A 26,203-nucleotide genomic window follows, 5' to 3' on the forward strand; every position below is an offset into this window, starting at 1 on the left:
AACCCAGGTACGCTATCGTGGGAAAAGGCGATAAACAACCTTTTTTCTCATTTGTTAGAAAGGAATCGCGATGAGCGATCTGGAGAACAAGAAGAGTCCTGTGGTCATTACCATCGCGCGCGACTTTGGCGCCGAGGGCCACGAGATCGGTCGTATCCTCGCCAATGAGCTGGGGATTCCGCTGTACGATAACGAGCTGCTGGTGCGTGCGTCGCTGCGCGCGGGCGAGTCGCTCGATAAGATGGCCGCCTATGACGAGCGTCTGGCTGTGGAGAACATGGCGTTTCTGCCCGACCGCTACGATGCGCGTTCGTACTCGGACAAGTTGTTCCAAAAGATGAGCCAGGTGATTTTGGATCTGGGCGAGACCGAGAGCTGCATTATCGAAGGCCGCCTGTCCGATTACCTGCTGCGTAATAACCCCAATCACATTGCCGTGTTGGTGACCGCACCCTTTGAGGACCGCGTCGAGATCGTGCGCAAGAAGCGTGGCCTTAACAAAAAGAAGGGCGCCAAGCTGGTCAAGCAGCAGCAGAAGGCGCGCGAGGCGTTCTATAAGCGCTACAGTGCCGGAAAGTGGAAGATGACGAGCGGCAAAGACATCGTCGTCAACCGCGCCAAGCTGGGCCGCGAGGGTTGCAAAGACGTTATCGCCGCTGCCTACCGCTACAAAGTAGCGCAGCTCGAAGGCTAGCCGACCAAAACCACCACAAAGGGGACAGGCACCTTTGTGGTGGTTTTTGTTTTAGGCGGAGAAAGTCAACTGGTTCTGCCGGGAGCCGATCGCTCAAAGAACTCAAGGATACTCAAAAAACTCAAAGATACTCAAATAACTTAAAGATTGTAGGGGCATAATTAAGTTGTATGAGTTCAAGGGAGGCTTTATGGCGGCACCGACGGCGTACAGGCAGACAAATCCATTCACTCCGATGTTCGGACGTGTACCGGCGTATATGGCCGGCCGTGAGCAAATCATCGATGATATGGTGCTGGCGTTTGAAAATGACGATTCCGATCCCAATCTTTGCTCGGTTTTCTATGGTGCGCGTGGTACAGGTAAAACGGCGCTTTTGGCATATCTGTCGTATCGCGCCCAGCAAGAGGGTTGGATTACAGCGAATGTGACGGCCTCGGAGGGGATGCTCGAAGACATTTTGCAGCGCCTCAACGAATCAGCCGCCCATCTGATCGAAAAGCCCGCTTCTAGGCGTGTGAACAGTGTCGGCATTGCCCCCGTAGGAAGCATGAGCTGGGAAAACATCGATATTGAATTTGAGGGCGCTAACTGGCGTACTAAGATGAACGCTTTGTTTGCTCAGCTTGAAGCGACTGACACCGGGGTGCTTATCGCCGTTGACGAAGTGGATGCATCATTTGCGCAAATGACGGAGCTTGTTACTACCTACCAGCACTTTGTAAGCGAGAATAAAAAGGTAGCTTTGCTTATGGCGGGACTGCCGTTTCGCGTGCTGGCGCTGCTGACGGGGAGATCGACATCGTTTCTTCGTCGTGCGGCTCAACATTCACTGGGATCAATTTCACCGACTGAGGTAAAAGAAGCGTTTCGACTAACGATTGAGGACGGCGGCAAGACGATTTCTGATGAGGCGATCGACCTCGCTGCCAAGGCGATCGATGGCTTTCCGTTTATGTTCCAGTTGGTGGGGTATCGGGCATGGAATGCTTCGCGCCAAGCCTCCGAGGTTTCTATTGAGGATGTCGAACGAGGCGCGAAACTTGCGCAAGAGGAGCTGGAATCGCGAGTTTTCGCTTCAACAGCGGCGGAACTTTCACGAGGGGACCTGGATTTTCTTCGTGCAATGAATCCGGTTGGGACGACGACCAGGCAAGAGCTGGCAGCGAGGCTTAAGAAGAGTTCCGGTTCGATTTCAACGTATAAAAAGCGTCTAGTAGAGGCTGGGGTAATTGAAGAACCTCTGCAAGGACGTTTTGAGTTTGCATTGCCAGGCTTCGGCCGATATATGGCATCGCTTTACTAGAGGGGCGTTGCTGCGAAAGATCGCTTCGTGTCCCTTTGCCGTCTCGATCTGTAACAATAAGCCTGCTTTTAGGGGCCTATCTGTTACAGACTGAGACAAGCTGGCAGAGTGACCTTCTGCTCCGCTCAAACCACCGCAAAGGGGCCTTTGTGGTGGTTTTTGTTTTAGGCCGAGGGGAAGGCTTTGGTGAGACCGGCGCGCGTTTGCGTGTCGGTCTTTTGGTAGATAGAGCTCAGGTGGCGCTGTACCATGCGCATCGAGATACCGAGTTCCTCGGCAACCTGCTTGAGCGGGCGTTCATCCTGGGTCACGGCTATGAGCACGTCGACTTCGCGCGGGGTGAGAGCGTGGTTGGCGATGAAGGTCTGGCGTTGTTCCTCGATACTCGGTGCTGCCAATGCCTCCTCGGCAAGCTGTTGATGTTCGCGCTCCTGCTCGGTTTGAGGCAGGCGGAATAGGCCCGCGGCAACGAACGCAACGCTGGCTGCTACGAGCAGCACGAGCGCGCCGATCATGATGAGGGCGACGTTGCCCGAGGTCACAAGCGCAAGCGAGACGCCCGACGTGGTGAACGCGCACACGTTATTGGCCGCACGGCCCATGCCAGCCCACAGTGCGGGCGTGTGCACGCGCGGCGCCAGCTGCGTAAACGTGGCGGTAAAGAACGTGACAAAAAAGCCCGAACTCAGATAAAAGACGATGAGGCCCAAGTTGGGGTCGGCGCCGGCCTCCACGGCCAAGATCGAGATGGTGGAAAGTACCGTGACGCCGAGCATGATGAGACCCATGTAGCGACGCTCGGCAAGATCAAAGACGATACCGGCGACGAGACCGCTCGCCGCCAAAAAGAGGCGCGGCCAGGTCTGTACGGCGATGGTGCCGTGGGCGTTGGAGAACGTGACCACGTTGTCGAGTGTTGAGAACAAGCAGGCAAGAATCATGACGAGCACGATGCTCCAACACGCCTGCTTGGCGAGGACGTGCGATGGCTCGGCAAAGGGATTGGCGAGGTCGCTGGAGCTTTTGGCGGCCTTTTGGGGAACGACGCTGAGGACGGAGATGGCGATAGTCGCTGTGCCAAGGACGATGAGCTCTGCGATGCCGCCGCAATCGAGCAGGTTGATGGCGAACTGCATCAGGATGCCCGCGGCATAGGCTGCTCCCGCACCGGTGGCAAGCTTGGGGTCATCCTGGAATGCCAACGAAAAGGCGTGGTGAGCGGCGGCGCCCAGCAGGCCGAGCCCGAGGAATGCGAGGCACCCCAGAATCTCGAGCGCAAGCGGGCTCGTGGGGGACTGAATCTGGGTCAACCCCAAGATGGCGATGGGGACGGCGGCGGTGGCAACTGCCTGGGGCTGGCCTTTGCGCTGGGCGAGGGACAGCAGCGGCGCGTATCCGATAAAGCCGATGACGCTGGCGCCCAGGATAAAGCCCTGTGCAATTACAACGCGCTCGGCACCGGCGAGCAGCCCGACATTGATGTCGAAGCGAAACTCGCCGGCAAGAAAGACGAAGGTAAAGAGCGCGAGTGCCAAAAGCGCACTGATTTTAGGCTTGCTCAGGTTCAAGAACGGTCCTTTGGGTGGACGGAACAATCGTGCCCTCGATTGTAGACCATGACGGTAGGGGGTGGGCCTTTCGGGGGGGCGGGGCGCGCTTGGCAATAGCGTGCTCGTTGCCTTTTGCGCTGGCAGATGCGCCGCATATGAATTTGTGCCCCGGGATCCGGATATCTTCCCGTAACATGGTGTTATAGAAGCACCCCTTACGACAAGGAGGCTCACATGCGAACGCAAATCCATGACAACCCAATCGACCACGGCCACTCGTGCACGCTCTCCCACGGAACATGGCGCCGCGTGGGTGCAAAACTCGCCTGCGCGGGGGCCTGCGCGCTCATGGCCGGCCAGCTGCTGCTGCCGAGCGTGGCGCTCGCCGCCGACTGGGTCAACGTGGGCGGCACGCAGTACGACGCGGGCACTGCCGCCGGCGACGAGGCAGGGACCTGGTCCTGGGACGGCGCCGACGACATGAAGCTCAACGGCTACGACGGCGGCTCCATCGGCGCCAAGGGCAACCTCACCATCGGCGTGACGGGCACCAACACCGTCACGGCCGACGCCGGGCAGAGCGCCATTGCTGTTAAGAACGGTAACCTTGCCATTGCCGGCGACGGCGCCCTGAATGCGACGGCCCAGAACGATGTAATTACAGCGATAGGCGACGGCAGGACCGGCGGCGATGTGACCATTGATGGCGCTGACGTTAACGTGACAGCCACAGGCGGAGCATATGAATCTATTGGTATCCATGCGGCAGCGGGCGACATAGCCATAAAGAATGGTGCCGACGTCCATGTCGAGGCAAAGTCGAACGCCGATGTCTTTGCAGTCCTTGCCGAAAATGTTCCTCCCAGGCATTCTGCCATCGAGGGTGCACAGGCCGAAGAGGCAGACTACAGCGCCAAACATGGTGGCTGTATCATGGTGGACAACGCTAAATTAAAGGCTCTGTTAGACCAAGGTTGACATAAAAACGATGTCACCGCGAGGCGGTACCCTTCAATTAACGTCGAAGGAGCGCCCATGGATGCAGACGACCTGGTCATCACCCTCAAGAAGAGCCTGGCGAAGCTCAGCAGGACCGAGCGCCGTAAAGCCGTCGAGTTGGTCGGGGACGTCGTCCGCGCCGCCATGTTCGACGATGCGGCGGGAGATGGCTATGAGGTAGAGCGCTGCCCCCGTTGCGGCTCGGTCGCTATCGTCAAGAAGGGCAAGTCCAGGAACGGCGAGCAGCGCTACCTCTGCCGCGACTGCGGCAGGACGTTCTCCGGCTCCACCGACCGGATCCTCGGCACGAGCAAGTTGCCCCGCGAGACCTGGATGGCCTATGCCGAGTGCTTCGCCCTCATGCTCCCTCTCCGCGAGTGCGCCGGCCGCTGCGGTGTCTGCCTCAAGACCGCCTACACCATGCGCCACAGGCTCATTGAGTGCCTGAAGGAATACTCGCCCACGTTCCATGTGGGGCAGGGGCAGGCTTGCGAGCTCGACGAGACGTACTTCCCCGAGTCCTTCAAGGGCAACCATTCAAAAGGCTCCTTCACCCTGCCGAGAAAGGCTCGCCACCGCGGCAAGCAGGTCCACAGGCGCGGCCTCTCCCGCGAGCAGATCTGCGTCATGACGGGCGTTAGCGACACGGACGCCACCTTCTTCGAGGTCTCGGGCCGCGGCGTTGTCTCGCGCAAGCGTGCGGCGGAGGCCCTTCGCGACCGCATCGGCGCGGGCGCGGTCGTCGCCACGGACAAGGCGACCGCGTACATCGACGTGCTGCGCGACCTGAAGGTCGCCTCGCATGAATCCTATGATTCCAAGGACCGCTCGGAGGGCACCATCAACCGCATCAACGCCGTCCATTCGCTCCTCGGCTCGTTCATGGCCCGCTTCAAGGGAGTGTCCACCAAGCACTTGGGAGCCTACCTCGACTGGTTCCGCTGGTGCCGCACCTTCATGGCGGCGGGTTCGCGCGCGGCGGAGTCCACGGTCGCCCGCCAGCTCGCCAACGGCTCCTGCTCGACCCGCGTCCGCGACATGTTCGGCCTCGAGCCTCCCCTCATGGACTACTGGGACGGGCGGGCGGCCTAGCGAATTAAAATGGTGGCCACGGAGCAGCGACCGCGGAAGGAGCGGCAATGACATCGAACGTCCCGGCCACCACGATAAGAATCGATCCCGAGGTCAAAAGGGAGGCCGCAGCCGTGCTCGACGAGCTCGGGCTCTCCATGTCGGGCGCCATGAACATATTCCTCAGGGCGGTGATCCGCGAGGGCGGCCTGCCCTTCGACGTCAGGCTGGGATCTGAGGGGAAGGCTGACGGGGAGGGCGGGGACCGCGATGGACGGGGGTAGCCCGATTATTTTCCGGTTCGACGAACAGCCGATCGTGTCAAATTTGGTCTAACAGAGCCAAATTAAATGCGACGGCGGGTAATGCAGGGGCATGTCGGTCGCTCTGTATTCGTTTGGTATTAAGACGGAAACATATTTGAAGATTGCCAACGGGGCGGATGTTTCGCTCGCGACAGGGAGCGCAGGAAAAATCTCGGCTGGTGTTTGGATACGCGTGCAAGACGGGGCGTCATGGATACGCGTCAGTCGCTCGAACCTCACGGCTCAAGGTGATGCCGGGACTGATGAGCTTGTAGGGGCAAATCGCAAAGATGTCTATGGAATTTTTTACAGTCTGGCTCCCCGTCGGCTACCCCTCGAATTAGCTTCTTTCAATCAAATGTTGTGGCGTCGGGCTCGACGGCGGCAGTCTATGCCGTCAATATGGGGTCCTTCAGGGCCCCCTATATCAAACTTGAGGGAGGGTTAAAGATTGCGATTCCCGACGGAGGTACCGTGCGCGACACCGTTGGAAGTGGGCGTGTCATCGGCGTTCCCGGGTCGTCTGTCATCCAGGACATTAGAACTTCCGACGAGGTCGCCCGTAACGTGGTAATCAGATCTGGAGATGCGGCCGAGCCCGAACCCACGCCGCAGCCTGAGCCCACCCCGGCTCCTGCGCCGCAGCCAGGCGGTGGAAGTGAGACGGGCACGCCGTCCGTGACGCCGACTCAGGCGAGTTCCACGGCTGCTGCCTCCAAGCCGGCCGCGAAGGCAGTTGCGACTCAGAAGTCCGTGGGCACTCTGGCCGCCACGGGCGATAGCGCCGCGACGGCGGCAGCGGCCCTCGGAATTGCCGGTGCGTCCGTCATCGGCGCCGGCTTCGTTGCGTCCAAGCGCCGCAACCGCTAGCGCAAGCTTCCGCAACATAAGACAGCGGAAGCACCCCTTACGACAAGGAGGCTCACATGCGAAAGCAAATCCATGACAACCCAATCGACCACGGCCGCGCGTGCTCGCTCTCTCATGGAACGTGGCGCCGCGTGGGTGCAAAACTCGCCTGCGCGGGGGCCTGCGCGCTCATGGCCGGCCAGCTGCTGCTGCCGAGCGTGGCGCTCGCCGCCGACTGGGTCAACGTGGGCGGCACGCAGTACGACGCGGGCACTGCCGCCGGCGACGAGGCAGGGACCTGGTCCTGGGACGGCGCCGACGACATGAAGCTCAACGGCTACGACGGCGGCTCCATCGGCGCCAAGGGCAACCTCACCATCGGCGTGACGGGCACCAACACCGTCACGGCCGACGCCGGGCAGAGCGCCATTGCTGTTAAGAACGGTAACCTTGCCATTGCCGGCGACGGCGCCCTGAATGCGACGGCCCAGAACGATGTAATTACAGCGATAGGCGACGGCAATGCCGGTGGCGATGTGACCATCAGCGGCGTCATCGTCAACGCGACGGCTTCGGGTGCAGCGGAAAACGTGGCGGGCATTCGCGCGACGGCCGGCAGCGTGACAATCGATAAGGGCGCTGATGTCAAAATCGAGGCGAAATCGGCTGAAGGATCTTGGCGTCCAATGGAGATCATCTGCGGTATCCATGCTGATAACATTCCAAACAGACACGCTGTCCAGGAAGGCGAGCAGGAAGAGCCGGATTCCGCTTATGAGCACGGCGGCGATGTCACCGTCGATGGCGCCAGTCTGTCGATTAAGACTGGCGATGCCTCGTGGGCTTCCATGTGCATCAATACGTTTGGTATCAAGAAGAATACCCTCATGAAAATCGTCAACGGAGCCGATGTCACGCTTTCGGCTGGTAGTGCGGCTTCGCTCTCGGCGGGTATCAGCGCACGCTCGCAAGCCGGTGCGGTGCGGATGCTTGTCGAGAAGTCGAACCTCACGTCTCGAAGCTTGTCTGCCGCAAGCGGCATTGACGCCGATCGCAATCAAAGTTTTGGAATCATGGCAGAGGCAAATACCAGGTTTGAAACGCCTCGTATCCAGATTTTCAAATCGAAGATTGAGGCTTCGGGCGCGACTGCGGGAATCTATGCGATCAACCGCAACGGCGCGAATGCGACACTGTTCCGTGCCGCGATGATCGATTTACAAGGGAACGCGATGATTACGACTCCGACGGACGGTGCCGTGCGCGATGTGAAGAAGGTTGTCGATACGGGGCAATGGCCTAGTTCCCAGAGCGGGCAGGTCATCGGTGTTGCCGGTTCGTCTGCGATTTCGGATATCGTCGGTTCTGCCGAGGTCGCCCATGATGTGGCGATTGATTTTGGAGACGGGCAGGAGCCGGACCCAACGCCGGACCCCGAGCCGGCTCCGGAGCCCGATCCCATGCCCAATCCCGAGCAGAAGCCTGACCTCAAGCCCGTAGATAAGGACGCAAAGACCACCACGGCGGTTACCAAGACCGTTACGACCAAGACTGCCGCCGGCGCCAAAAGCGCTTCCGGTGTTCTGGCCGCCACGGGCGACAACGCCGCGACGGCGGCGGCCGCCCCCGGCATCGCCGGTGCGTCCGTCATCGGCGCCGGCTTTGTCGCGTCCAAGCACCGCAACCGCTAGCGCAAGCTTCCGCAACATAAGACAGCGGAGGTACCCCTTACGACAAGGAGGCTCACATGCGAAAGCAAATCCATGACAACCCAATCGACCACGGCCGCGCGTGCGCGCTCTCTCATGGAACGTGGCGCCGCGTGGGCGCAAAACTTGCTTGCGCGGGGGCCAGTGTGCTCATGGCCGGCCAGCTGCTGCTGCCGAGCGTGGCGCTCGCCGCCGACTGGGTCAGCGTGGGCGGCACGCAGTACGACGCGGGAACCGCTGCCGGCGACGAGGCGGGAACCTGGTCCTGGGATGGCGCCGACGACATGAAGCTCAACGGCTACGACGGCGGCTCCATCGGCGCCAAGGGCAACCTCACCATCGGCGTGACGGGCATCAACACCGTAACGGCCGACGCCGGGCAGAGCGCCATCGAGGTCAAGGACGGCAATCTCGCCATCACGGGGGAGGGGACCCTCAACGCGACGGCTCAGGATAATGTGCTTACTGCGTCGGGCGATGGTGTCACGAATGGAGACATCACTATAAGTGGATCCAGTGTTAACGTGATATCTACGGGTAGCTTTTATTGCTCAAACGGTATTCGCGCGAAATCGGGCAACGTGAAAATCGACAAGGGCGCCGACGTTAAAATAGAGGCAAAGAAGGCGGATGGGCTACACCGGCCGCCGCAAAGCGCCTATGGCATCTTTGCCGATGGGAAGCCAGGCGGTCGCGTTGCTCGGGAAAGCGGTCAGGAAGAACCGGATTATGTCTCCGTGCACGGGGGCGACGTCACGATCGATGGCGCCAAGGTTGCAATTAAGACGGCGGACGGCCCGTATTATTCTGCAGGCATCCATACGCTTGGCATCAACAAGAACACGCTCTTGCAGATCGTCAACGGAGCTGATGTCGAGATACTTGCCGGCGATGCGGTGCTGTCTTCGAGGGGCATTGACGCGCAGGCGGAGGGCGGTTCGACGTGGATGCTTGTCCAAAAATCGAACCTCACAGTGCGTACTGGCGGAAATGTGAGCGAACCCAACCCTGGGCCTCGTCGAGAGGACTACGGAATCATCGCCGCAGGATATGACGATCTGGAAAGGCCCCAGATTAGGATTTTCAAATCGAATGTTGAGGCGTCGGGCCTGACAGCGGGGATCTATGTTGTCAACCGAAAGACCACGGGCGGAGGACCGTCTATGAATCCCGCACTCGATATCATGTACGGGTCGGTGATTACGACTCCCGCCGGCGGCACCGTGCGAGAAACTGCCGGAAACGGACTTGACTACGACACCGCCGGAAACGGACTCGTCATCGGCACCGCCGGGTCGTCCACTATCCAGGATATTAAGACCTCCAACGAGGTCGCCCGCAACGTGGTGATCAGCTACGGGGATGCGGGCGAGCCCGAACCCACGCCGCAGCCCGATCCCGCGCCCGAGCCCACGCCGCAGCCTGAGTCCACCCCGGCTCCTGCGCCGCAGCCAGGCGGTGGAAGTGAGACGGGCACGCCGTCCGTGACGCCGACTCAGGTGAGTTTCACGGCTGCTGCCTCCAAGCCGGCCGCGAAGGCAGTTGCGGCTCAGAAGTCCGTGGGCACTCTGGCCGCCACGGGCGACAACGCCGCGACGGCGGCGGCCGCCCTCGGCATCGCGGGCGCGTCCGTCATCGGCGCCGGCTTTGTCGCGTCCAAGCGCCGCAACCGCTAACGCAAGCTTTCATAGCCATTTTCAGCCGCCGCGTGAGTACAAATGCCCTTGCGGCGGCTCTTTGTATTTCCGCAGGTAGAGGCCTAGGTTCGCATCTACGAACCTAGGCGTATAGAGTCATTTGGCGCATCTTGGTTGTACAGGACCACCACAAAGGGGACAGGCGCCTTTGTGGTGGTATGTCCCTACGACCAAGGAGGCCGTTATGTACGGAAGCCACTTTGATAAGGAGGCCCAGCGCGAACGCACTTGCTCGCTGGTTCATGGTACTTGGCGCTGCGTGGGTGTGAGGATTGCGAGCGTCGGTGCGTGTGCGCTTATGGTTGGTCAGCTGCTACTGCCGAGTTTGGCGCTTGCGACCGAGTGTGCGGATCCCGCCGCTGCGACTGGTGAGGTTGCCGCGGCTCCGGTGACACCGGCGGTTGCGGAGGATGCGGCTCCGGCGACCGCGCCTGCAACTGATGCTGCTCCGACGGCACAAACCGTCGCTGAACCTCAGCAGACGGCCCCGACTGGCGCCACCGATGAATCCAACGATGCGGCACCCGCTGAACAAAATACTCCCAGCGACAACGCCGCCACGCCGGCGAATGACGCCATCATGCCCTGCGGTGTGACCGATGTTGTTGGCGGCAGCGACGTTAGGGTCAATATTACGGTGTGGAACAATTACACCGACATCAAGAAAGAAGAAACGATTGAGTATGTGAAGGGGATTGCCCTTGTAGATGGAGACCAGTCTGCTCTCGATGGTAGCGCTTTGACTTTTATCGGCCTGGGGGACTTGATCGTCCATGCGGCGTATGACAGTGCGAGCAATAAAACAACGCTTACCCTGGATATCAGCAAGATTCAGAGACAGAAGGAGGAGCAGAAGTACTTTACGGAGTACAGGGAGAATAAGTCCAAGATGACGACCACCTATGATGGATCCAAGCTTACGTATACGGGTACAGAGCCCGGGAATATCATCATCGGTGATCCGGACGACGCCTTTAAAGGAGATACCGAGGCGACCGGGAAACCCACTATTAACGAGATCCGGGATGACTACTACACCCGCACCCATGTCTACGAGAGGGCGTGCCTTGTTATCCCGGCAGCGGAATCAGAATCGGAATCCATCTCCTTTGCCAATGTTCAGAATACGGACTTCAATTGGCAGCTGGCTACTGGTCCGCAGGTGACGGCAGGTGTCCCTAACTACGATGCAGATAAATACGAAATCGCTTATGAATGCTGGCAGGAATTTGAAAACAACGAACCCGTTGCTGCCTGGTATTCCGATAACGGCTCACATGGTTCCCTGCCGACTATTACAAAGTTTAAAAGCGGGAAAGAGTACGTGTATTCTCTTATGCTGAAGCCAAAAGACGGATATTCCTTCAGCGATGAAACCGTTGTTACCGTAAACGGGGAAACCGTAAAGTCGAGTCTAAGCGGAGAATTCCTGTATGTCCCTGCTATTAAAACAATTACGATGCCTGCTTCGTCGGAAAACGAAGCTCTTGAGAATCTAAACGTCAACGATGTGAAAACCGACTATGCGCCCGGCGAGGCGCCGCGTGCGACCGCGACGATTCCTGCCGCCGATGCCGATAAGTATGAGATCGCCTATGAGTGCTGGGAAGAGATGGATGGCAGCGACCCTGCGGAGCTCAAGCCCGTTGCCTTCTGGTATTCCGACCCCGCAAAGTACACGCCGGGCATGAAGAAGATTGAACACTTCGAGGAGGGCAAGTTCTACATGTACTCCGTTGAGCTGAGGCTCAAGGGCGACAATACCGTGGCCGATGACTGCATGATGTACGTCAACGGCCATTGGACGCACCACATCAAGACCGCCAACGGTGTCTTCGCGCCAAATGCTGACAATATGCTGTGCGAGCAGCCAATCGACGAATGGCGTGCCATCGACGTTATAGAGATCGACGGCGCCACGACCACCTTCAAGGCGGGCGATAAGCCGGTCTTTACGGCGAATGTTCCGACGGGCTCCAACTCCCTTCCTCAGTGTGAGTACTGGACGGGTAGCGACGGCAGCGAAGTGAACTCTCAGAAGTTCTGGGATCAGAACATCACGAACCACATCGACGCCTTTAAGCCTGGCGTGACCTATCGCTACGGTATCTACCTCAAGCCCGCGCGCGGCTTCTACTTCACGCCCGACACCAAGCTGAAGATCAATGGGGTTGAGTGTGGCTATCAGGTGGGTGAGGCAAGTGTGGTTGATCCCGAGAGTGGCTGGATCTACACCCTGTGGCTCAACACCGATCTGACGTTTACGCCCGAAGCCACGCCGACTCCCGACCCGCAGCCTACGCCGGATCCCAAGCCGACACCGCAGCCTGAGGTGAAGCCCGACACGAAGCCCGAGCAGAAACCGGAGGCTAAGCCTGAGGCGAAACCCGAAGCCAAGCCAGTTGCAACGACAACCACCACGACCAAGACGGTAGAGAAAACCACGCCTGCCAAGAAGGGCGATGCTGTCCTGGCCGCCACGGGTGACGCCACCGCATTGACGGTCGCTGCTCTGGGCATCGCCGGTGCAACCGTTGCCGCTGCCGGCCTCGCCGCGACCAAGCGCCGCAAGCGCTAGGTTTTGGTGGCAGCGCCCATCCTCGGCTTTTGCAAGATCTCAATCTGTAACACCGAGCCAAATATTTGGGCTCCAGGTGTTACAGATTGAGATGAACCGAATGGCCGCCAATCTAATGTCTCGATCTGTAACACCAGGCGGGGAATTTGACCTCTAACTGTTACAGATCGAGACAAACTGGCCGGCCAAGTCCAGAACCGCCACAAAGGTGCCTGTCCCCTTTGTGGTGGTTTGCGCAGGTAGAACGGTAGGTTCGCATATATGAACCTACCGTTCGCTTTGTTTTTGGACAACGATTACGCTGGATGACTTTTGGTTTCAGGAAAGGAACGACCATGAGGTGGACTACTGTTCGAGCGCTTTGCCGCCGCCTGACCATTGCCGCGGTGACCCTCACCATGGTGACGGGCTCGTTGCCTGTGGGCGCGTTTGCTGAGGCGCTCACCACCGATAGCACCTTTGTGCAGACGGATAACGGCCAAGCAGCCGACGCCGCTCCCGCCGATTCGGCTGATGCCCAAACGTCAGACTCTGCTTCCGCCGACCCCGCGCCCGATGCCGGCGCTGCCGACCCCACAGCGCTCGATGTCGGTGACACCCCTACGCCCCCGGCCTCCGAGATTGCATCGGCGGCGGGCCTGACGGGCGCCGGGCAGACCGAGAGCACACCTGCGGGTACGCTTGCCACCGATCTTGTCGAGGGCAAGGAGCTCGCCGAGCAGCAAAAGCAAGAGGAGGCTTCCGGCACCGAGGCGACCTGGAACGAGGAACTTGAACTCTGGGCAACCTCGAAGGGCGCCACGGGCGTAAAGGACGAATACGACGATGGCTACGTGGCCGGCGAGCAGACCCCCGCGCAGTACTACTTCTCGATCGATAGCCTCACCAACGATATTTCTATCGAGTATGGCGACGAGGGCATTACCACGTTGGAGGTGCCCTCGGCCATCGACGGCAAGCATGTCGTGAGTCTTAAGGGCATGGGAAACGCTGCGCTCACATCAATTACGTTTGCCCCCGATTCGCATATCCGCTCTGTGGGCGGTTTGGGCGGCAGCATCATCAAGGAAATCGCACTGCCCGATTCGGTTGAGGAGTTGGGCTGGAATGCGTTTACCGGAAGCAAGACACTTCACACGGTGACCTGGCCCAACAACGCGGCCTTTACCACGATTCCCGAGCAGGCCTTTGAGGGCTGCGAACAACTTGACGACAATGTGGTGGCAACGCTGCCGCCTTCGGTTAAGACTATCGACTATCGTGCCTTCGCCAATTGCGGCGTACCGCAGTTCTATGTCTCGGACACAACGGTACTCACCTTTACGCAGATCAACGTGCCGGGCACGGTGGAGCGGATTGAGCGCTATGCCTTTGACGGGTGCTCGCACGTGTCGTCGGTGACGATTGGCGATGGTGTCAAATCTATCGGGGCGCTCGCGTTCGCCTCTCTTGATCCTGCGATTGCCGGCAAAGAGATTGTGCTACCCAAAAGCGTGGAAATGATAGAGTGGGGAGCTTTTGAGAACACGAGATACGGAAACGAGACGAACCATAATGCCGTTGCCCTGCGCGTGATGAACCCCGATCTTCAGTTTGGTGAGGCGGGCTATCCGGGCGACTATAATGAGCGCGTGACAATCGATGGCGTAACGTATGCGATTCCCTTTGGTGAAGGCCAGACCATCTATGCCTATGCGACCGATTCGGCTGGCAACCCCTCGATGGTCAAAAAGCTTGCCGATGCCGTGGCCGATCACAAGGACTCCGTCGATTCCTCGAAGCCTGCCTACACGTTTGAGTGGATGGGCGAGGCGGCCCAGGTGACGGGCAAACTTCCCCAGAGCGCGACGGCTACACTCGTGCAGGCGGGGCAGTCCACGCCGCTGGCGGTTGGCGATGACGGCAGCTTTACAGCGGACGTTCTCTCCAAGACAGCAGCAACGCTGCGCATTTCGCTCAGCGGTTACTATGACATGGTGCTGGCGCGCCCGGGCGACCAGATGACGGGCACATGGAATATCGGAGAGATTAAGGCTGAGGACTTTACCAAGATTCCGGCTTCGCGCGCGATTGAACTCAACGTGAGCTATCTTGAACCGATTGTGGGCCAGGATAAGACCGAACGCATTGAGCTCGATAGTCTCGATAACATCGATCTGACGGTGAAGAGCGGCGGCAAGACGCTTAAGCCTGCCAAGGGTGACAAAGAAAACGACTTCCGTATCCAGGGCACAGCACTCGTGGTGTCGCAGGCCATTGCCGACGCGGACCAGGATCTGGAGATAACGCTCGAGCCCAAAGACAGCCTCAAGCTGGGTGGGGCGACGGCGACGGTGAAGCCTTCGGCCGGCAAGGTCGATATCGACTTGAAGCCCTGGGGCACGGCGACGGTCACGACCAAGGGCGACTACCAGGGCGCCAACCGCGTGCTGGTGTTCCGTACGTCCGACGGCAAGCTAGTCGCCGACGGCGTCACCTATTTGATGGGTTACGAAGACGATGGCACCACGCCTATCATGAAGGCCGAGACGCCGCGCCTTAAGGCCGGTTCGTACACCATCGTCGCCTTTAACAAGACGAGCTACGACATCCAAGCGACGAGCTATTCCACGTTTAGCCGCCTAGGGCTGACCGTGGGTAAGCATATCGCGCAAAAGCAGGTGAAGATTGAGGACGGCAAACAGCTCGACGTGACGCTCGACGTCCCCACGTTTGACGTGGAGACGTATCGTGCCGAGCGTGGGCTGACGGCGGGCTCGGTTATCGCTGATTCGTCCGCGGTCGTTGGCGTGGAGACCGAGCTGCGCATTCATTACGAGCTCAAGGACAGCCAGGCTGCCAAGATTGAGATTCCGCTGGCCAAGGATGCCGTCGAGGATGTGTCCGCCGGCGCTCGCGAAGCCGGCGCCAGCTCCGATGCCATGTGGGCTGACACAACTTGGGAGGGCGACAACCTCGTTCTCAATATGAAGAAGGGCATGGGCGCCGATGTGTTTGTGCGCTTTAAGCCCAAGGCCGCGGGCATCTATGCCATCTCGCCGCTTATTACGCTGGGTGAGGTGACATTGCCGCTGGGAAGCACCACACTCGAGGCTAGCGGATCGCGCATCGAGGTCGACAGCACCGACGTTCACAGCCTACTGGGCAATGTGGCCTACGTTTATGCGGCACCGGGCAAGAGCGTGCAGCTCACCGTGGGGACGGGCTCGTCGGCTGCAAAGTACACCGGTAAGACCAACAAGCTGGGCCGTGCCAAGATTGAATACGACCTGCCGCAGGATACGCTTGCCGCCGAGCGTGTGACGCTCGAGGCGCGCGTGGGCTCGACCGATGTTGCCGCCGCTGCCGCAGAGGTGACGGCTCGCAACTATGTGCGCTATGTTCCGGGTGCTTCGGTCTGGAACTTTGATGTGACGTATCGTGGCGGTACGCAAAACTTGGTCAAGGACGGCAAGGACACCGGCAAGAGTCTGTGGACCTTCCATCATCTGCCGCAAAAGAAGAACGCCTACTGGACGTTCGATATCACGCTCGAGGTGGGAAACGAAGAGGCCGCCGACACGCTCGACCTGTACGTGGACTGCGTGGATGGCAAGACGGTGACGATTCCTCTGACTCAAAAGTCGCGCGAGGGCACCCGTGTTCGCTATGTGGCGGAGTATGTGGACGAGGGTTACCTTAAGCTGCTCGATGAGTTTAACAAGACGAATGACTCGACCTATGTGAACTGCGGCAACTTTGAGCAAATCTTTATGCCGCAGACCTACCGCATCTCCAATGCCCAGCTTATGACCATGCTGAGTTTTGACGCCAAAGCCGCGGCCAAAAAGCATTCCGCCGCGGCCGAGGAGCGCCAGCAGGAGTTCTCGAATGCTGTGCAGCAGTGGCACGAGTATATGATGGATAACTCGTTTAATGATGTCGACGAGGCCTTTAACGACGCGATTGACCAGATGGTTGCCGATGCGTTTGCCGAGGAGGACGAGAACGGTAAAGAGGACGAAGCCCAAGGTGGAGCTGCCCGTAAGGCTCGTCGCGCCCCTGCCGCCAGCGACGGCGAGGGTGATGATGCTGGCAACGACGAGGCCGCGCAGTTTGCGGCTGAGCTCAAGGCCGCGGTCGGCGGGTCGGCGGCGCTGCTGACCCAGCAGGGCGACAGCTATGGCGTCAATGTGGACAAGATGATCTTTGAGGATGCTTACGGCACCAGCGAAGATTGGTATCAGGAACTCGCGGCGGCCCAGGGCGCGAACGCTGCGGATGCGGCCGCCATCAAGGAGCTCGTCGACCATGCATCGCGAGCGGAGTTTATTGCCCAGCGGGCCGAGGATCTGGTGGGCCAGTCGATGGGTATCGGTCAGCTCAACTAATACGGAAGCTGGAATGACGCAACCGCTGCGGCGCTCAACAAGTGTGCGGGCATTAAGGCCAGTGAGTACAACGGCCAGTCGACGAGCGGGTTTAACGATTTGGGCCAGGCGCTCGGCAGCTCGCTGAGCTACAAGGCGGCTGACGACGATACCGTTAAGGGCTTTAAGGTCGCCGCGCCCGATGGCGAGCAGACGGCCTATATAGAGTCGGAGTTTATCGAGAACTCCAATAACAACAAGAACCAGGCGCTTCTGTTTAACTCGATCGCCATGCAGTGCGACATTCTGGACAACCTGTACGACAACTGGAATGTGGTCCATAGCCTCAACAACTCCAAGGTGCGCGGATGGCTCATGGCCTGGAAGCTCAACGGCGACGTGAGCGCCCATATGAAGCTCATCCGCACGATCCGTTCGCTCAAGAGCTATAAGATCGAGTGCGAGATGTTCGGACAGGTCTTTAAGACCGATGCGTGGAAGGCGGCCGGCCAGGCGTTTCCCGCGGCGACCCAGGGCATCGGCATCTTTACCGGCATTTACGGCGTGAACGATGCCAGCAAGAACTGGGAGAACGTGAACGTCCGTATGCAGAAGGTGAAGGGCGAGCGCGAGGGCTATGAGCTTCAGCATACGCGCTTGCTTGCCAAGCCCGAGAAGACCGAGGACGATTGGAAGTGCATTTACGCGCTGCGTGACGCCATGGAGAAGGCGCGTGCGTTTGAGGATCTGCTGTATCGCCAGCTCTGCCACGACAGTACCGATGTGGCAGTGGGCTCCATTATGACAATCGCCGGCGTGCTGACGGCCGGTTCGGCGGGTACCGTGGTGGGCGCTGCCTATGACGCGGCTTCGACCAGCGTAGGTTCGGAGCGCGCGATTAAGCTGACCAATGCCGAATGCGCCTACGATGTTGCCTGCGAGCAGGTGGAGCGCGCGTGCCAGAACCGTATTACGGTCAACTGGGGCGAGCTGACCGATGCCGAGGTCTACAAGGCCAACAAGGACGGCTTGATCTCGGACGAGAAGATGCAGTCGATCTTCGAGGCGCGTTATCGCAATGTGGCTGCCAAGGCTGCACCCGACCCTGCGGGCGTGGTGTACGAGGGCCTGCTGTCCAATACGGTTGAAGGCGCGACGGTTGAGCTGTGGAGCGCCGACGATGCGGCCGGTACCAATGCGGTGCGTTGGGATGCCGAGGAGTATGAGCAGGACAATCCGCTTGCAACGGGTGCGGACGGTGCGTACAACTGGAATACGCCGACCGGATGGTATCAGGTGCACGTGACCAAGGACGGGTATGAGGAGGCGCGTTCGGCTTGGCTGCGCGTGCCGCCGATTCAGACTGAGGTGAACATTGGCTTGGTGTCGACGGCGGCGCCCGAGGTTGCTTCGGCCCATGCCTATACCGATTGCATCGAGGTTGAGTTTACGCAGTATATGGATGCGAGCGACGATGCCCTGGTCGCATTGTGCGCGCAGGGCTTCGGCGACGTGACGTATACGTGGCTCGACAAGCAGGACGATCCCAACGGCAAGCCGCTGTCGCGCGTACTGCGTATTCGCTATGCCGATGCGTGTGAGGCGGGCTCGACGGTGGCGTTTGAGCTCGACGGTGCTCGCAACTACGCCGGTACAGCCATGGCGCGCTGGGCAAGTGGCGAGCTTGTCGTGGGCGTTCGTGCCGACAAGCTCAAGCTCAACGTGGAGCAGGCCGTGACCATGCTTGAGGGCAGTGATTTTGGGCTGGTGGCGCACGTGACCGATAAGGCGGGCAAGCCGTTTGCGGGCGCCAAGGTTAGTGTTGGGCTGGAGTCCTCGGCTATCTGCTCTGTCGATGCTACCCAGGCTGTGACGGGCGAGGACGGCGCGGCGACGTTTGTGCTGCATGGTGCTCTGCCCGGTTTGACGACGTCGACGGCGGCGGTGGACGGCACGGCGCTGTCCAAGCAGGTCGACGTTCGCGTGTCTGCCGAGGCAGTGCGACCGGCGCGACCGGTGGCGACGATTGGTGCGACGACGTTTGGTGCGTGGTCGCCCAAGTAGAACTACATTACGGTGCCCAAGGGCACGAAGCTGGAGCTTTCGGCCGAGGATGGCACGACGATTTGGTACACGACTAACGACACCTGCCCCTGCCGTGACGAAGGCCGCGTAAAGTACACCGAGCCTATTGCGCTCGATAGCAACATGTATGTGCGCATTGCGGCACAGCGCCCTGGCATGTCATACAGTGAGTATTCCGAGCGTCTGAACATTACGATTACGGTGACCGATGAGGCGGCGCCTGAGCCGACGCCTGACGGTGGCGAGCAGGGCGGCGGTACGGATGGCTCTGGTGGCGCCGGGGTTCCTGCGGGCAGTTCGACTTCGACGACGACCACGGTGACGACGGACAAGTCCAAGGGTAAGGGCGAGAACGGCAAGAAGTCTGGCGGCACGGAGCTCGCCAGCACGGGTGACTCCGCCGCGATGACGGTCGCTGCTCTGGGCATCGCCGGCGCAACCGTTGCCGCGGCCGGCATCGCCGCTACCAAGCGTCGCAAGCGCTAGGTTTTGGTGGTGGCGTCCGTCCTCGGCTTTAGCAAAATCTCAATCTGTAACACCAAACTGCCCAAAACGGCTCTAGATGTTACAGATTGAGATGAACTGTTTAGCCGCCAACCTAACGTCTCGATCTGTAACACGTAGCGAGGAATTTGGTCTCTAACTGTTACAGATTGAGACAAACGTCGGAATTGGTTCGCCGGTCAAGTCCCCGACCACCACGAAGGCGCCGCCCCTTTATGGTGGTCGGGCGGCCGGTATAAAAAAGTCCCCGCCGGGCGCGTGCTCGACGGGGACTTTGCCGTTTGATGGCTAACGCTGTAGGTGATTACTCGCCCAGCAGGCTCTTGGTGATGGAAGCGGCGGCCTTCTTGCCGGCGCCCATCGCCAGAATGACCGTAGCGGCACCGGTGACGATGTCGCCGCCGGCCCAGATGCGGGGATCGGTGGTCTGGCCGGTCTCCTCGTCGGCGACGATGTAGCCCCACTTGTTGAGCTCCATCTTGCCGCCGATCTTCTTTGCGAAGGGGTTGGCGTTGGTACCGATAGCCGAGATTGCGACGTCGCAGGGAATCTCCTCGATGGCGCCCTCGATGGGCACCGGGCGACGACGGCCGGACTCGTCGGGCTCGCCGAGCTCCATCTTCTGGACCTTGACGGCGCACACGGAGCCGTCCTCGCCAGCGACAAACTCGAGCGGGGAGACGAGCGGCAGAACCTCGACGCCCTCGGCCTTAGCATGGTGCAGCTCGGCGCGACGGCAGGGCATCTCGTCCTCGGTACGACGGTAGGCGATGATGGCATGCTCGGCGCCCAGGCGCTTGGCGGTACGGACGGCGTCCATGGCCACGTTGCCGCCGCCAAAGACGACGACGTTCTTGCCGTGCTTGGTGGGGGTGTCGTACTCGGGGAACTTGTTGGCCTTCATCAGGTTCACGCGGGTGAGGTACTCGTTGGCGAAGAAGACGTTGGGCAGGTTCTCGCCGGGGACGTTGAGGAACTTGGGCAGGCCAGCGCCGGTCGCCACGTAGATGGCGTCGAAGCCCTGCTCGAACAGCTCCTCGGCCGTGGCCATGTTGCCCACGACGGAGTTGTACTCAAACTTGACGCCCATGTCCTCCAGGCCGTCGATCTCGCGCTTGACGACTGCCTTGGGCAGACGGAACTCGGGGATGCCGTAGACCAGCACGCCGCCGCCGGTGAAGAAGGCCTCAAAGACGGTGACGTCAAAGCCGTTACGGGCGAGCTCGCCGGCGCAGGTGATGCCGGACGGGCCGGAGCCGACGACGGCGACCTTCTTGCCGTTCTTGGGGGCCATCTTGGGCGTGGAGGCGAGCTCGGGGCGGTCACCCAGGAAGCGCTCGAGCTGGCCGATGGCCACGGGCTCGGACTTCTTACCACGGATGCACTTGCCCTCGCACTGGTTCTCCTGCGGGCAGACACGGCCGCAGATGGCGGGAAGCATGGAGTCCTCGCGGATGGTATCGAGAGCGCCGCCGAAGTCCTTCGCGCGGATCTGCTCGATAAAGCGGGGGATGTTGATGTTGACGGGGCAACCCTCAACACAGAACGGCTTCTTGCAGTTGAGGCAGCGCTCGGCCTCGGCCAGCGCCATCTCCTCGGTGAAGCCCTTGTCGACGGGGCGGAAGTCGCAGGCGCGCTCGGCAGCCGGCTCCTCGTTATCGGGGGTGCGGGGCGACTTCATATCGGCAACGAAACGACCGTTAACTAGTGGCATGCGCAGCTCTTTTCCTCATAGGCCTTGAGGGACTCGCCCTCTTCGGAACGGTAAGCGGCCTGGCGGGCACGAAGGTCATCCCAGTCGACCAGGGTGGCATCGAAGTCGGGGCCGTCGACGCAAGCGAACTTGGTCACGCCGCCCACCTCGACGCGGCAGCAGCCGCACATGCCGGTGCCGTCAACCATGATGGGGTTGAGCGACGCGGTGATGGGGGTGTCGTACTTCTGGGCGGTGAGGGTCGAGAACTTCATCATCGGAACGGGGCCGACGCAGAAGACCTGGCTCACGGCCTTGTCCTGCAGCAGGCGCTCCAGCGGAGCGGTAACAACGCCCTGCTCGCCGTAGGAGCCGTCGTCGGTGGTGATGTGGATGTGGTCCTCGTCGAGGAGCTCGCGGAACTGGTCCTCCATGAGCAGGAGGTCCTTGGTGCGGGCGCCCATGATGGCGTGGACCTCGTGACCGGTCTCGACCAAGTGCTTGGCGACCGGGAAGGCAATTGCCAGGCCGACGCCGCCGCCAATGACGGCGCAGGGGCCCTCGGCCATCTCGGTAGGAACGCCCAGCGGGCCCACGACGTCGCGCAGCGACTCGCCGGCCTCGTAGGTGGACAGCATCTCGGTGGTCTTGCCGATCACCATGAAGATGAACTCGACCCAGCCCTCGTCACCGTTCCAGCCGGCCAGGGTAAACGGGACGCGCTCGCCCGTCTCGTTGGCGCGGACCATGAGGAACTGTCCAGCGTGCGCATGCTTGGCGATTGCAGGCGCCTCGATGCGGAACTTGAACACCTTCTCCGAGAACTGCGTCTTCTCCAGGATCTTATACATAGAACCCCTCTCTTGTTAGGGCTGCCGAACCGTGCCTCCACGGAAATGGACGGTAGCCCGAATAAAACCGTACGCGCACAGGCGATGTGCAGACATACGGTGCAAATTATACCCTCATGGCAATGTCGCTTACGTGTATCTTTGGCAGGTGGGAAAAGGGTTTACCCACTTCGACCTACCTAATAGGGACAGGTTTATTTTGTTCGGTTTTATCAGGCAAAACGGCAAAGGGGGTCGGCCTCGCGCTTCGTTGAGGCCGGCCCCCTTTGGGGTGTTATGCATGTATGGTGGCAGCGTGTTTATTGCGATGTGCCGACTGCGGTGTTTTCGCAGATAAAACCTGCCAAAATAAACCTGTCCCTAAATGGTAGGTTTTAGTGCTTGCCGTTGGCGGAAGCAGCGCCGTTTACGTGATCGCGGGCGTAGATTACGCCGTGGACGATGGCCAGACCGGCGGCATCTGCGGCGCGGGCGCAGGTGTCCTGGAAGTCCTCGGCCTCGCGGGCGCGCAGCTGCTTGAGCACATAGTCTGCCACGGCCATCTTGCCGGGAGGGTTGCCGATGCCGGTGCGGATGCGACTGAAGTCGCGGCTGCCCATCTTGTCGATGATGGAGCGCAGGCCGTTGTGGCCGGCGTGGCCACCGCCCACCTTGACGCGTACGTCGCCGGCGGGAATGTCGAGCTCATCGTGAATCACGAGCAGCTCCTCGGCCTTGATCTTGTACTCGCGGCAGAGCTTGGAGATGGGACCACCCGAGGTATTCATATACGACTGCGGCTTGACCAGCACAATCTGGCGCTTGCCGTTCTCTTCCTCTGCATCGTTGATATTGATGAGCGCGACCTCGGCGCCTGCCTGGTTTTTCCAGTATGTGACGCCGGCCTGACGGGCCAGCTCGTCGATTGCTTTGAAACCAGCGTTGTGGCGGGTCTCGGCATATTCCTCGCCGGGGTTGCCAAGTCCGGCAACCATGCGAATCTTAAGCGGCTGTGCAGCTGCCATGTTCATCCTTTCGTTACACAAAAGTTCAATCAACGACAAAGGCTACCACGCCCGCTGAAGGCGAGGAAAGGTTGCAGCAAAGTCATTTCAGAAAACAGCTGCCCCGAGACAGCAGGAAGCCCCGGACACGCCGGGAGGGGTTATCAAAGCGAACATCCCGCAGCCGCAAAGCGGCGAGGACGTTCGCGTGATAACCCCGCAGGCGTGTCCGGGGCTTCCGGAGGGATGCGAGGGTCGAGCGACTACAGTGCGAAGTCGCCGCCGACGAGCGTGGAGACGGGCTCCTCGTGGTAAACGGCGGAGATGGCCTGAGCGAACTCCTCGGCGACCGAGATGGTCTTGATCTTGCCGCCGACCTCGACAGGAATGGCGTCGGTGACGAGGCACTCGACGATCGGGGCGTCGTTCAGACGCTCGATGGCCGGACCGGAGAAGATGCCGTGGGTGGCGCAGACGTAGATGTCGCCAGCGCCCATAGCCTTGAGCTCCTTGACGTTGGCGCACAGGGTGCCAGCGGTGTCGATCATGTCGTCGTTGATGATGCAGGTCTTGCCCTTGATGTCACCGATGATGCCCATGACCTCGGCGGCGTTGTGGCGCGGACGGCCCTTGTGGGCGATGGCCAGGTCGCAGCCGAGCATGTCGGACAGCTTCTTGGCGGCCTTGGCACGACCCACGTCGGGGGAGACGACAACCAGGTTGTCGGTGTCGAAGTGCATGTCGTTGTAGTACTGGCCAAACAGCGGCAGCGCGGACAGGTGGTTAACCGGGATATCAAAGAAGCCCTGGATCTGGCCCTGGTGCAGGTCGAGGGTGATGATGCGGTTGACGCCGGCGCGCTCGAGCAGGTTGGCGACGAGGCGGGCGGTGATGGGCTCACGCGGGCCGGCCTTGCGGTCCTGACGGGCATAGCCGTAGTGGGTGATAACGGCGGTGATGGAGCGGGCGGATGCACGCTTAGCAGCGTCGGTGGCGATGAGCAGCTCCATGAGCATGTCGTTGACGTTGCCGCCGGCCACGGACTGAATCAGGAAGACGTCGGCGCCGCGGACGGTCTCGTCGTAGCGGGCGTAAATCTCACCATTGGCGAACTGCTTTAGCGTAAGGCCCGAAAGCTCGACCCCAAGGTACTCAGCAATCTTCTGAGCGAGGGGACGGTTGGAGGAACCGGAATACACGCGGATGGACTTGCGCATATTCTCCGACTTCTCGGGATCATTAATCGGCATTACCCTTCTCCTTTATATATCGAATGCCATATAGATGCCTTGTTGCATTGTAACCGCGCGGCGGGGTTTATCGGGTCTTGATAACGTCTTTACCGTCAACGGACACGAACCGACCACTCATTCGGCCGCGCAGGTCAACATAGAAAAAGGAGCCGTCCCCACGGAAGCGGCTCCTTTTGTGCTTGGTAAAACGTTATACCTCGTCGTCCTCGTGCAGACGGCGGCGATAATCGGCGGCCCAGCCCTCAATATTTACCTGACGGGCGCGGCCCAGACCGAGTGCGTCGGCCGGGACCGGCTCGGTGATGACGGAGCCGGCGGCCACGAGTGCGCCGTCGCCAATCTGGGCGGGCGCGACCATCATGGTGTCGGAACCGATGAAGGCATCCTTGCCGATGACGGTCTTGTGCTTGTGGACGCCGTCGTAGTTGCAGGTGATGGAGCCGGCGCCCACGTTGACGCCAGAGCCCATGGTGGTGTCGCCGATGTAGGACAGGTGCGGAACCTTGGAGCCCTCGCCGATCGTGGACTTCTTGATCTCCACGTGCGTGCCGGCCTTGGAGCCGTCGAGCATGTGGGTGCCCGGGCGCAGGTAGGCCCGCGGGCCGCAGTCGACGCCGTTCTCGATGACGGCCTCGATGGCGATGGTCTCGTCGATGACGCAGCCGCTGCCGACGGTGGTGTCGGTGAGGCGGCTGTTGGGGCCGAGCTGGCACTCCTCGCCCACGGTAACGTTGCCGATCAGGTGCGTCTGCGGCCACACGATAGTGTCGCGGCCGATGACGGCGTCGGGGCCGATCCAAGCCTGTGTGGGGTCGATGAAGGTGACGCCTTCGGCCATCCAGTGCTCGTTGATGCGGTCGCGCGCGATGGCGGTGAGCTGTGCGAGCTGGATGCGGCTGTTGACGCCCAGGCCGTCGCGGTAGTCATCGCAGTGGAAGATGGAGACCGCCTGACCGTGGCGTTTAAGGATCTCGAGCATGTCGGGCAGGTAGTACTCGGACTGCGCGTTGTCGTTACCGATCTCGTCAATGTGGGCGGCGAGCTGCGCGCCGTCGAAGGCGTAGCAGCCGGCGTTGCACTCCAGCAGCGTGGCGGCCTGCTCGGGCGTGCAGTCCTTCTGCTCGATGATGCGTTCGATCTGGCCGTCGGCGCCCAGCTTGATGCGGCCGTAGCCGAAGGGGTCGGGCGGGGTCATGGTCATGACGGTGCAGGCGAGCTCGCCGGTGGCGACGGTCTGCGCGAACTTGGCGACGGTGTCGGCGGTGATGAGCGGCAGGTCGCCGTTGAGCACGACGACGGGGCCTTGCGTGATGCCGCAGGCCTCGAGCGCGACCTTCACGGCGTGACCGGTGCCCAGGCGCTCGGTCTGCTCGACGCACTCGACCTTGGTGGCGCTGTTGGCGTAGGCGCCGTCGATAAGGGCACGCATCTCGTCGGCGTGGCTGCCGATGACGACCACGACGCGGCTGCAGCCGGCCTTGATGGTGGCGTCGACGATCCACTGAACCATGGGCTTACCCAGGATCTTGTGCGAAACCTTGCAGTGGTTCGACTTCATGCGTGTGCCCTCGCCGGCGGCGAGGATAATTGCGGTTGCATCCATGTGATCTCCTGTTACGTTATAGAGACGTGTGTTTGGAAACGATACACGGCGCAATATGATACCGCAGGCATATGATGAGCGCGTAGCTATTGACGCGTAGCGGTCGAGGTCTGTGCCGCCATCG

The 26,203-nt window shown here is 60.5% G+C and carries 18 protein-coding genes; 12 read left to right on the forward strand and 6 right to left on the reverse strand.

The annotated features are described in order from the left end of the window. Positions 1-70: 70 nt before the first annotated feature. Together ACGHIZ_RS00295 and ACGHIZ_RS00300 are read left to right on the forward strand one after the other, a co-directional pair. Positions 71-694: an AAA family ATPase gene (locus ACGHIZ_RS00295; protein ID WP_022094991.1), complete on the forward strand. Its 624-nt coding sequence runs from the start codon at positions 71-73 to the stop codon at positions 692-694. A gap of 190 nt (positions 695-884) precedes the next feature. After that, entirely contained in the window at positions 885-2,000 is a 1,116-nt protein-coding gene (locus ACGHIZ_RS00300; RefSeq protein ID WP_390448274.1) for an AAA family ATPase, read from the forward strand. A gap of 164 nt (positions 2,001-2,164) precedes the next feature. On the opposite strand, the gene ACGHIZ_RS00305 is transcribed toward ACGHIZ_RS00300, so the two are convergent. Beyond that, the gene (locus tag ACGHIZ_RS00305) at positions 2,165-3,568 is read right to left on the reverse strand and encodes a helix-turn-helix transcriptional regulator (protein ID WP_390448277.1); all 1,404 of its coding nucleotides are present in this window, start codon (positions 3,566-3,568) and stop codon (positions 2,165-2,167) included. 216 nt (positions 3,569-3,784) lie between these two features. On the opposite strand from ACGHIZ_RS00305, the gene ACGHIZ_RS00310 reads away from it, so the two are divergent. The 10 genes from ACGHIZ_RS00310 (at position 3,785) to ACGHIZ_RS00355 (ending at position 19,678) form a co-directional block, all read left to right on the forward strand. Then, a complete protein-coding gene (locus ACGHIZ_RS00310; RefSeq protein WP_390448280.1) occupies positions 3,785-4,528 on the forward strand; it encodes a hypothetical protein in 744 nt (247 codons plus the stop codon). A gap of 57 nt (positions 4,529-4,585) precedes the next feature. Further along, positions 4,586-5,641, forward strand: a complete 1,056-nt coding sequence (locus ACGHIZ_RS00315; protein ID WP_390446657.1) for an IS1595 family transposase — start codon at positions 4,586-4,588, stop codon at positions 5,639-5,641. A 47-nt stretch (positions 5,642-5,688) separates the two neighbouring features. Next, entirely contained in the window at positions 5,689-5,904 is a 216-nt protein-coding gene (locus tag ACGHIZ_RS00320) for a type II toxin-antitoxin system RelB/DinJ family antitoxin (protein WP_390446660.1), read from the forward strand. A 495-nt stretch (positions 5,905-6,399) separates the two neighbouring features. Further along, positions 6,400-6,795 carry an LPXTG cell wall anchor domain-containing protein gene (locus tag ACGHIZ_RS00325; protein ID WP_390448283.1) on the forward strand — a complete coding sequence of 132 codons (396 nt, stop codon included), beginning with the start codon at positions 6,400-6,402 and terminating at the stop codon, positions 6,793-6,795. Positions 6,796-6,851: 56 nt separating this feature from the next. Then, positions 6,852-8,465 carry a hypothetical protein gene (locus tag ACGHIZ_RS00330; protein WP_390448285.1) on the forward strand — a complete coding sequence of 538 codons (1,614 nt, stop codon included), beginning with the start codon at positions 6,852-6,854 and terminating at the stop codon, positions 8,463-8,465. 56 nt (positions 8,466-8,521) lie between these two features. Beyond that, positions 8,522-10,159 carry an LPXTG cell wall anchor domain-containing protein gene (locus tag ACGHIZ_RS00335; protein ID WP_390448287.1) on the forward strand — a complete coding sequence of 546 codons (1,638 nt, stop codon included), beginning with the start codon at positions 8,522-8,524 and terminating at the stop codon, positions 10,157-10,159. 205 nt (positions 10,160-10,364) lie between these two features. Continuing rightward, the gene (locus tag ACGHIZ_RS00340; RefSeq protein WP_390448290.1) at positions 10,365-12,758 is read left to right on the forward strand and encodes an LPXTG cell wall anchor domain-containing protein; all 2,394 of its coding nucleotides are present in this window, start codon (positions 10,365-10,367) and stop codon (positions 12,756-12,758) included. Positions 12,759-13,093: 335 nt separating this feature from the next. Then, entirely contained in the window at positions 13,094-17,128 is a 4,035-nt protein-coding gene (locus ACGHIZ_RS00345) for a leucine-rich repeat protein (protein WP_390448293.1), read from the forward strand. A gap of 99 nt (positions 17,129-17,227) precedes the next feature. Then, complete coding sequence (locus tag ACGHIZ_RS00350) at positions 17,228-19,171, forward strand: Ig-like domain-containing protein (RefSeq protein ID WP_390448296.1); 1,944 nt, start codon at positions 17,228-17,230, stop codon at positions 19,169-19,171. 12 nt (positions 19,172-19,183) lie between these two features. Further along, positions 19,184-19,678: an FN3 associated domain-containing protein gene (locus ACGHIZ_RS00355; RefSeq protein WP_390448299.1), complete on the forward strand. Its 495-nt coding sequence runs from the start codon at positions 19,184-19,186 to the stop codon at positions 19,676-19,678. Positions 19,679-20,000: 322 nt separating this feature from the next. Here the strand turns inward: ACGHIZ_RS00355 and gltA are convergent, their stop codons facing one another. The 5 genes from gltA to glmU form a co-directional block, all read right to left on the reverse strand. Further along, positions 20,001-21,410 carry an NADPH-dependent glutamate synthase gene (gltA, locus tag ACGHIZ_RS00360; RefSeq protein ID WP_022094914.1) on the reverse strand — a complete coding sequence of 470 codons (1,410 nt, stop codon included), beginning with the start codon at positions 21,408-21,410 and terminating at the stop codon, positions 20,001-20,003. Then, positions 21,401-22,240 carry a sulfide/dihydroorotate dehydrogenase-like FAD/NAD-binding protein gene (locus tag ACGHIZ_RS00365; protein ID WP_006235793.1) on the reverse strand — a complete coding sequence of 280 codons (840 nt, stop codon included), beginning with the start codon at positions 22,238-22,240 and terminating at the stop codon, positions 21,401-21,403. The genes gltA and ACGHIZ_RS00365 overlap by 10 nt, the downstream gene beginning before the upstream one ends. Before the next feature lie 374 nt (positions 22,241-22,614). Continuing rightward, entirely contained in the window at positions 22,615-23,244 is a 630-nt protein-coding gene (gene pth / locus ACGHIZ_RS00370; RefSeq protein ID WP_195621613.1) for an aminoacyl-tRNA hydrolase, read from the reverse strand. 242 nt (positions 23,245-23,486) lie between these two features. After that, positions 23,487-24,473, reverse strand: coding sequence for a ribose-phosphate pyrophosphokinase (locus ACGHIZ_RS00375; RefSeq protein WP_022094252.1), 987 nt, complete (start codon positions 24,471-24,473; stop codon positions 23,487-23,489). A 193-nt stretch (positions 24,474-24,666) separates the two neighbouring features. Beyond that, complete coding sequence (gene glmU, locus ACGHIZ_RS00380) at positions 24,667-26,079, reverse strand: bifunctional UDP-N-acetylglucosamine diphosphorylase/glucosamine-1-phosphate N-acetyltransferase GlmU (protein WP_390448303.1); 1,413 nt, start codon at positions 26,077-26,079, stop codon at positions 24,667-24,669. Positions 26,080-26,203: the final 124 nt, after the last annotated feature.

This window comes from Collinsella sp. i05-0019-G5 (genome assembly GCF_042851345.1).
GTDB lineage: Bacteria > Actinomycetota > Coriobacteriia > Coriobacteriales > Coriobacteriaceae > Collinsella.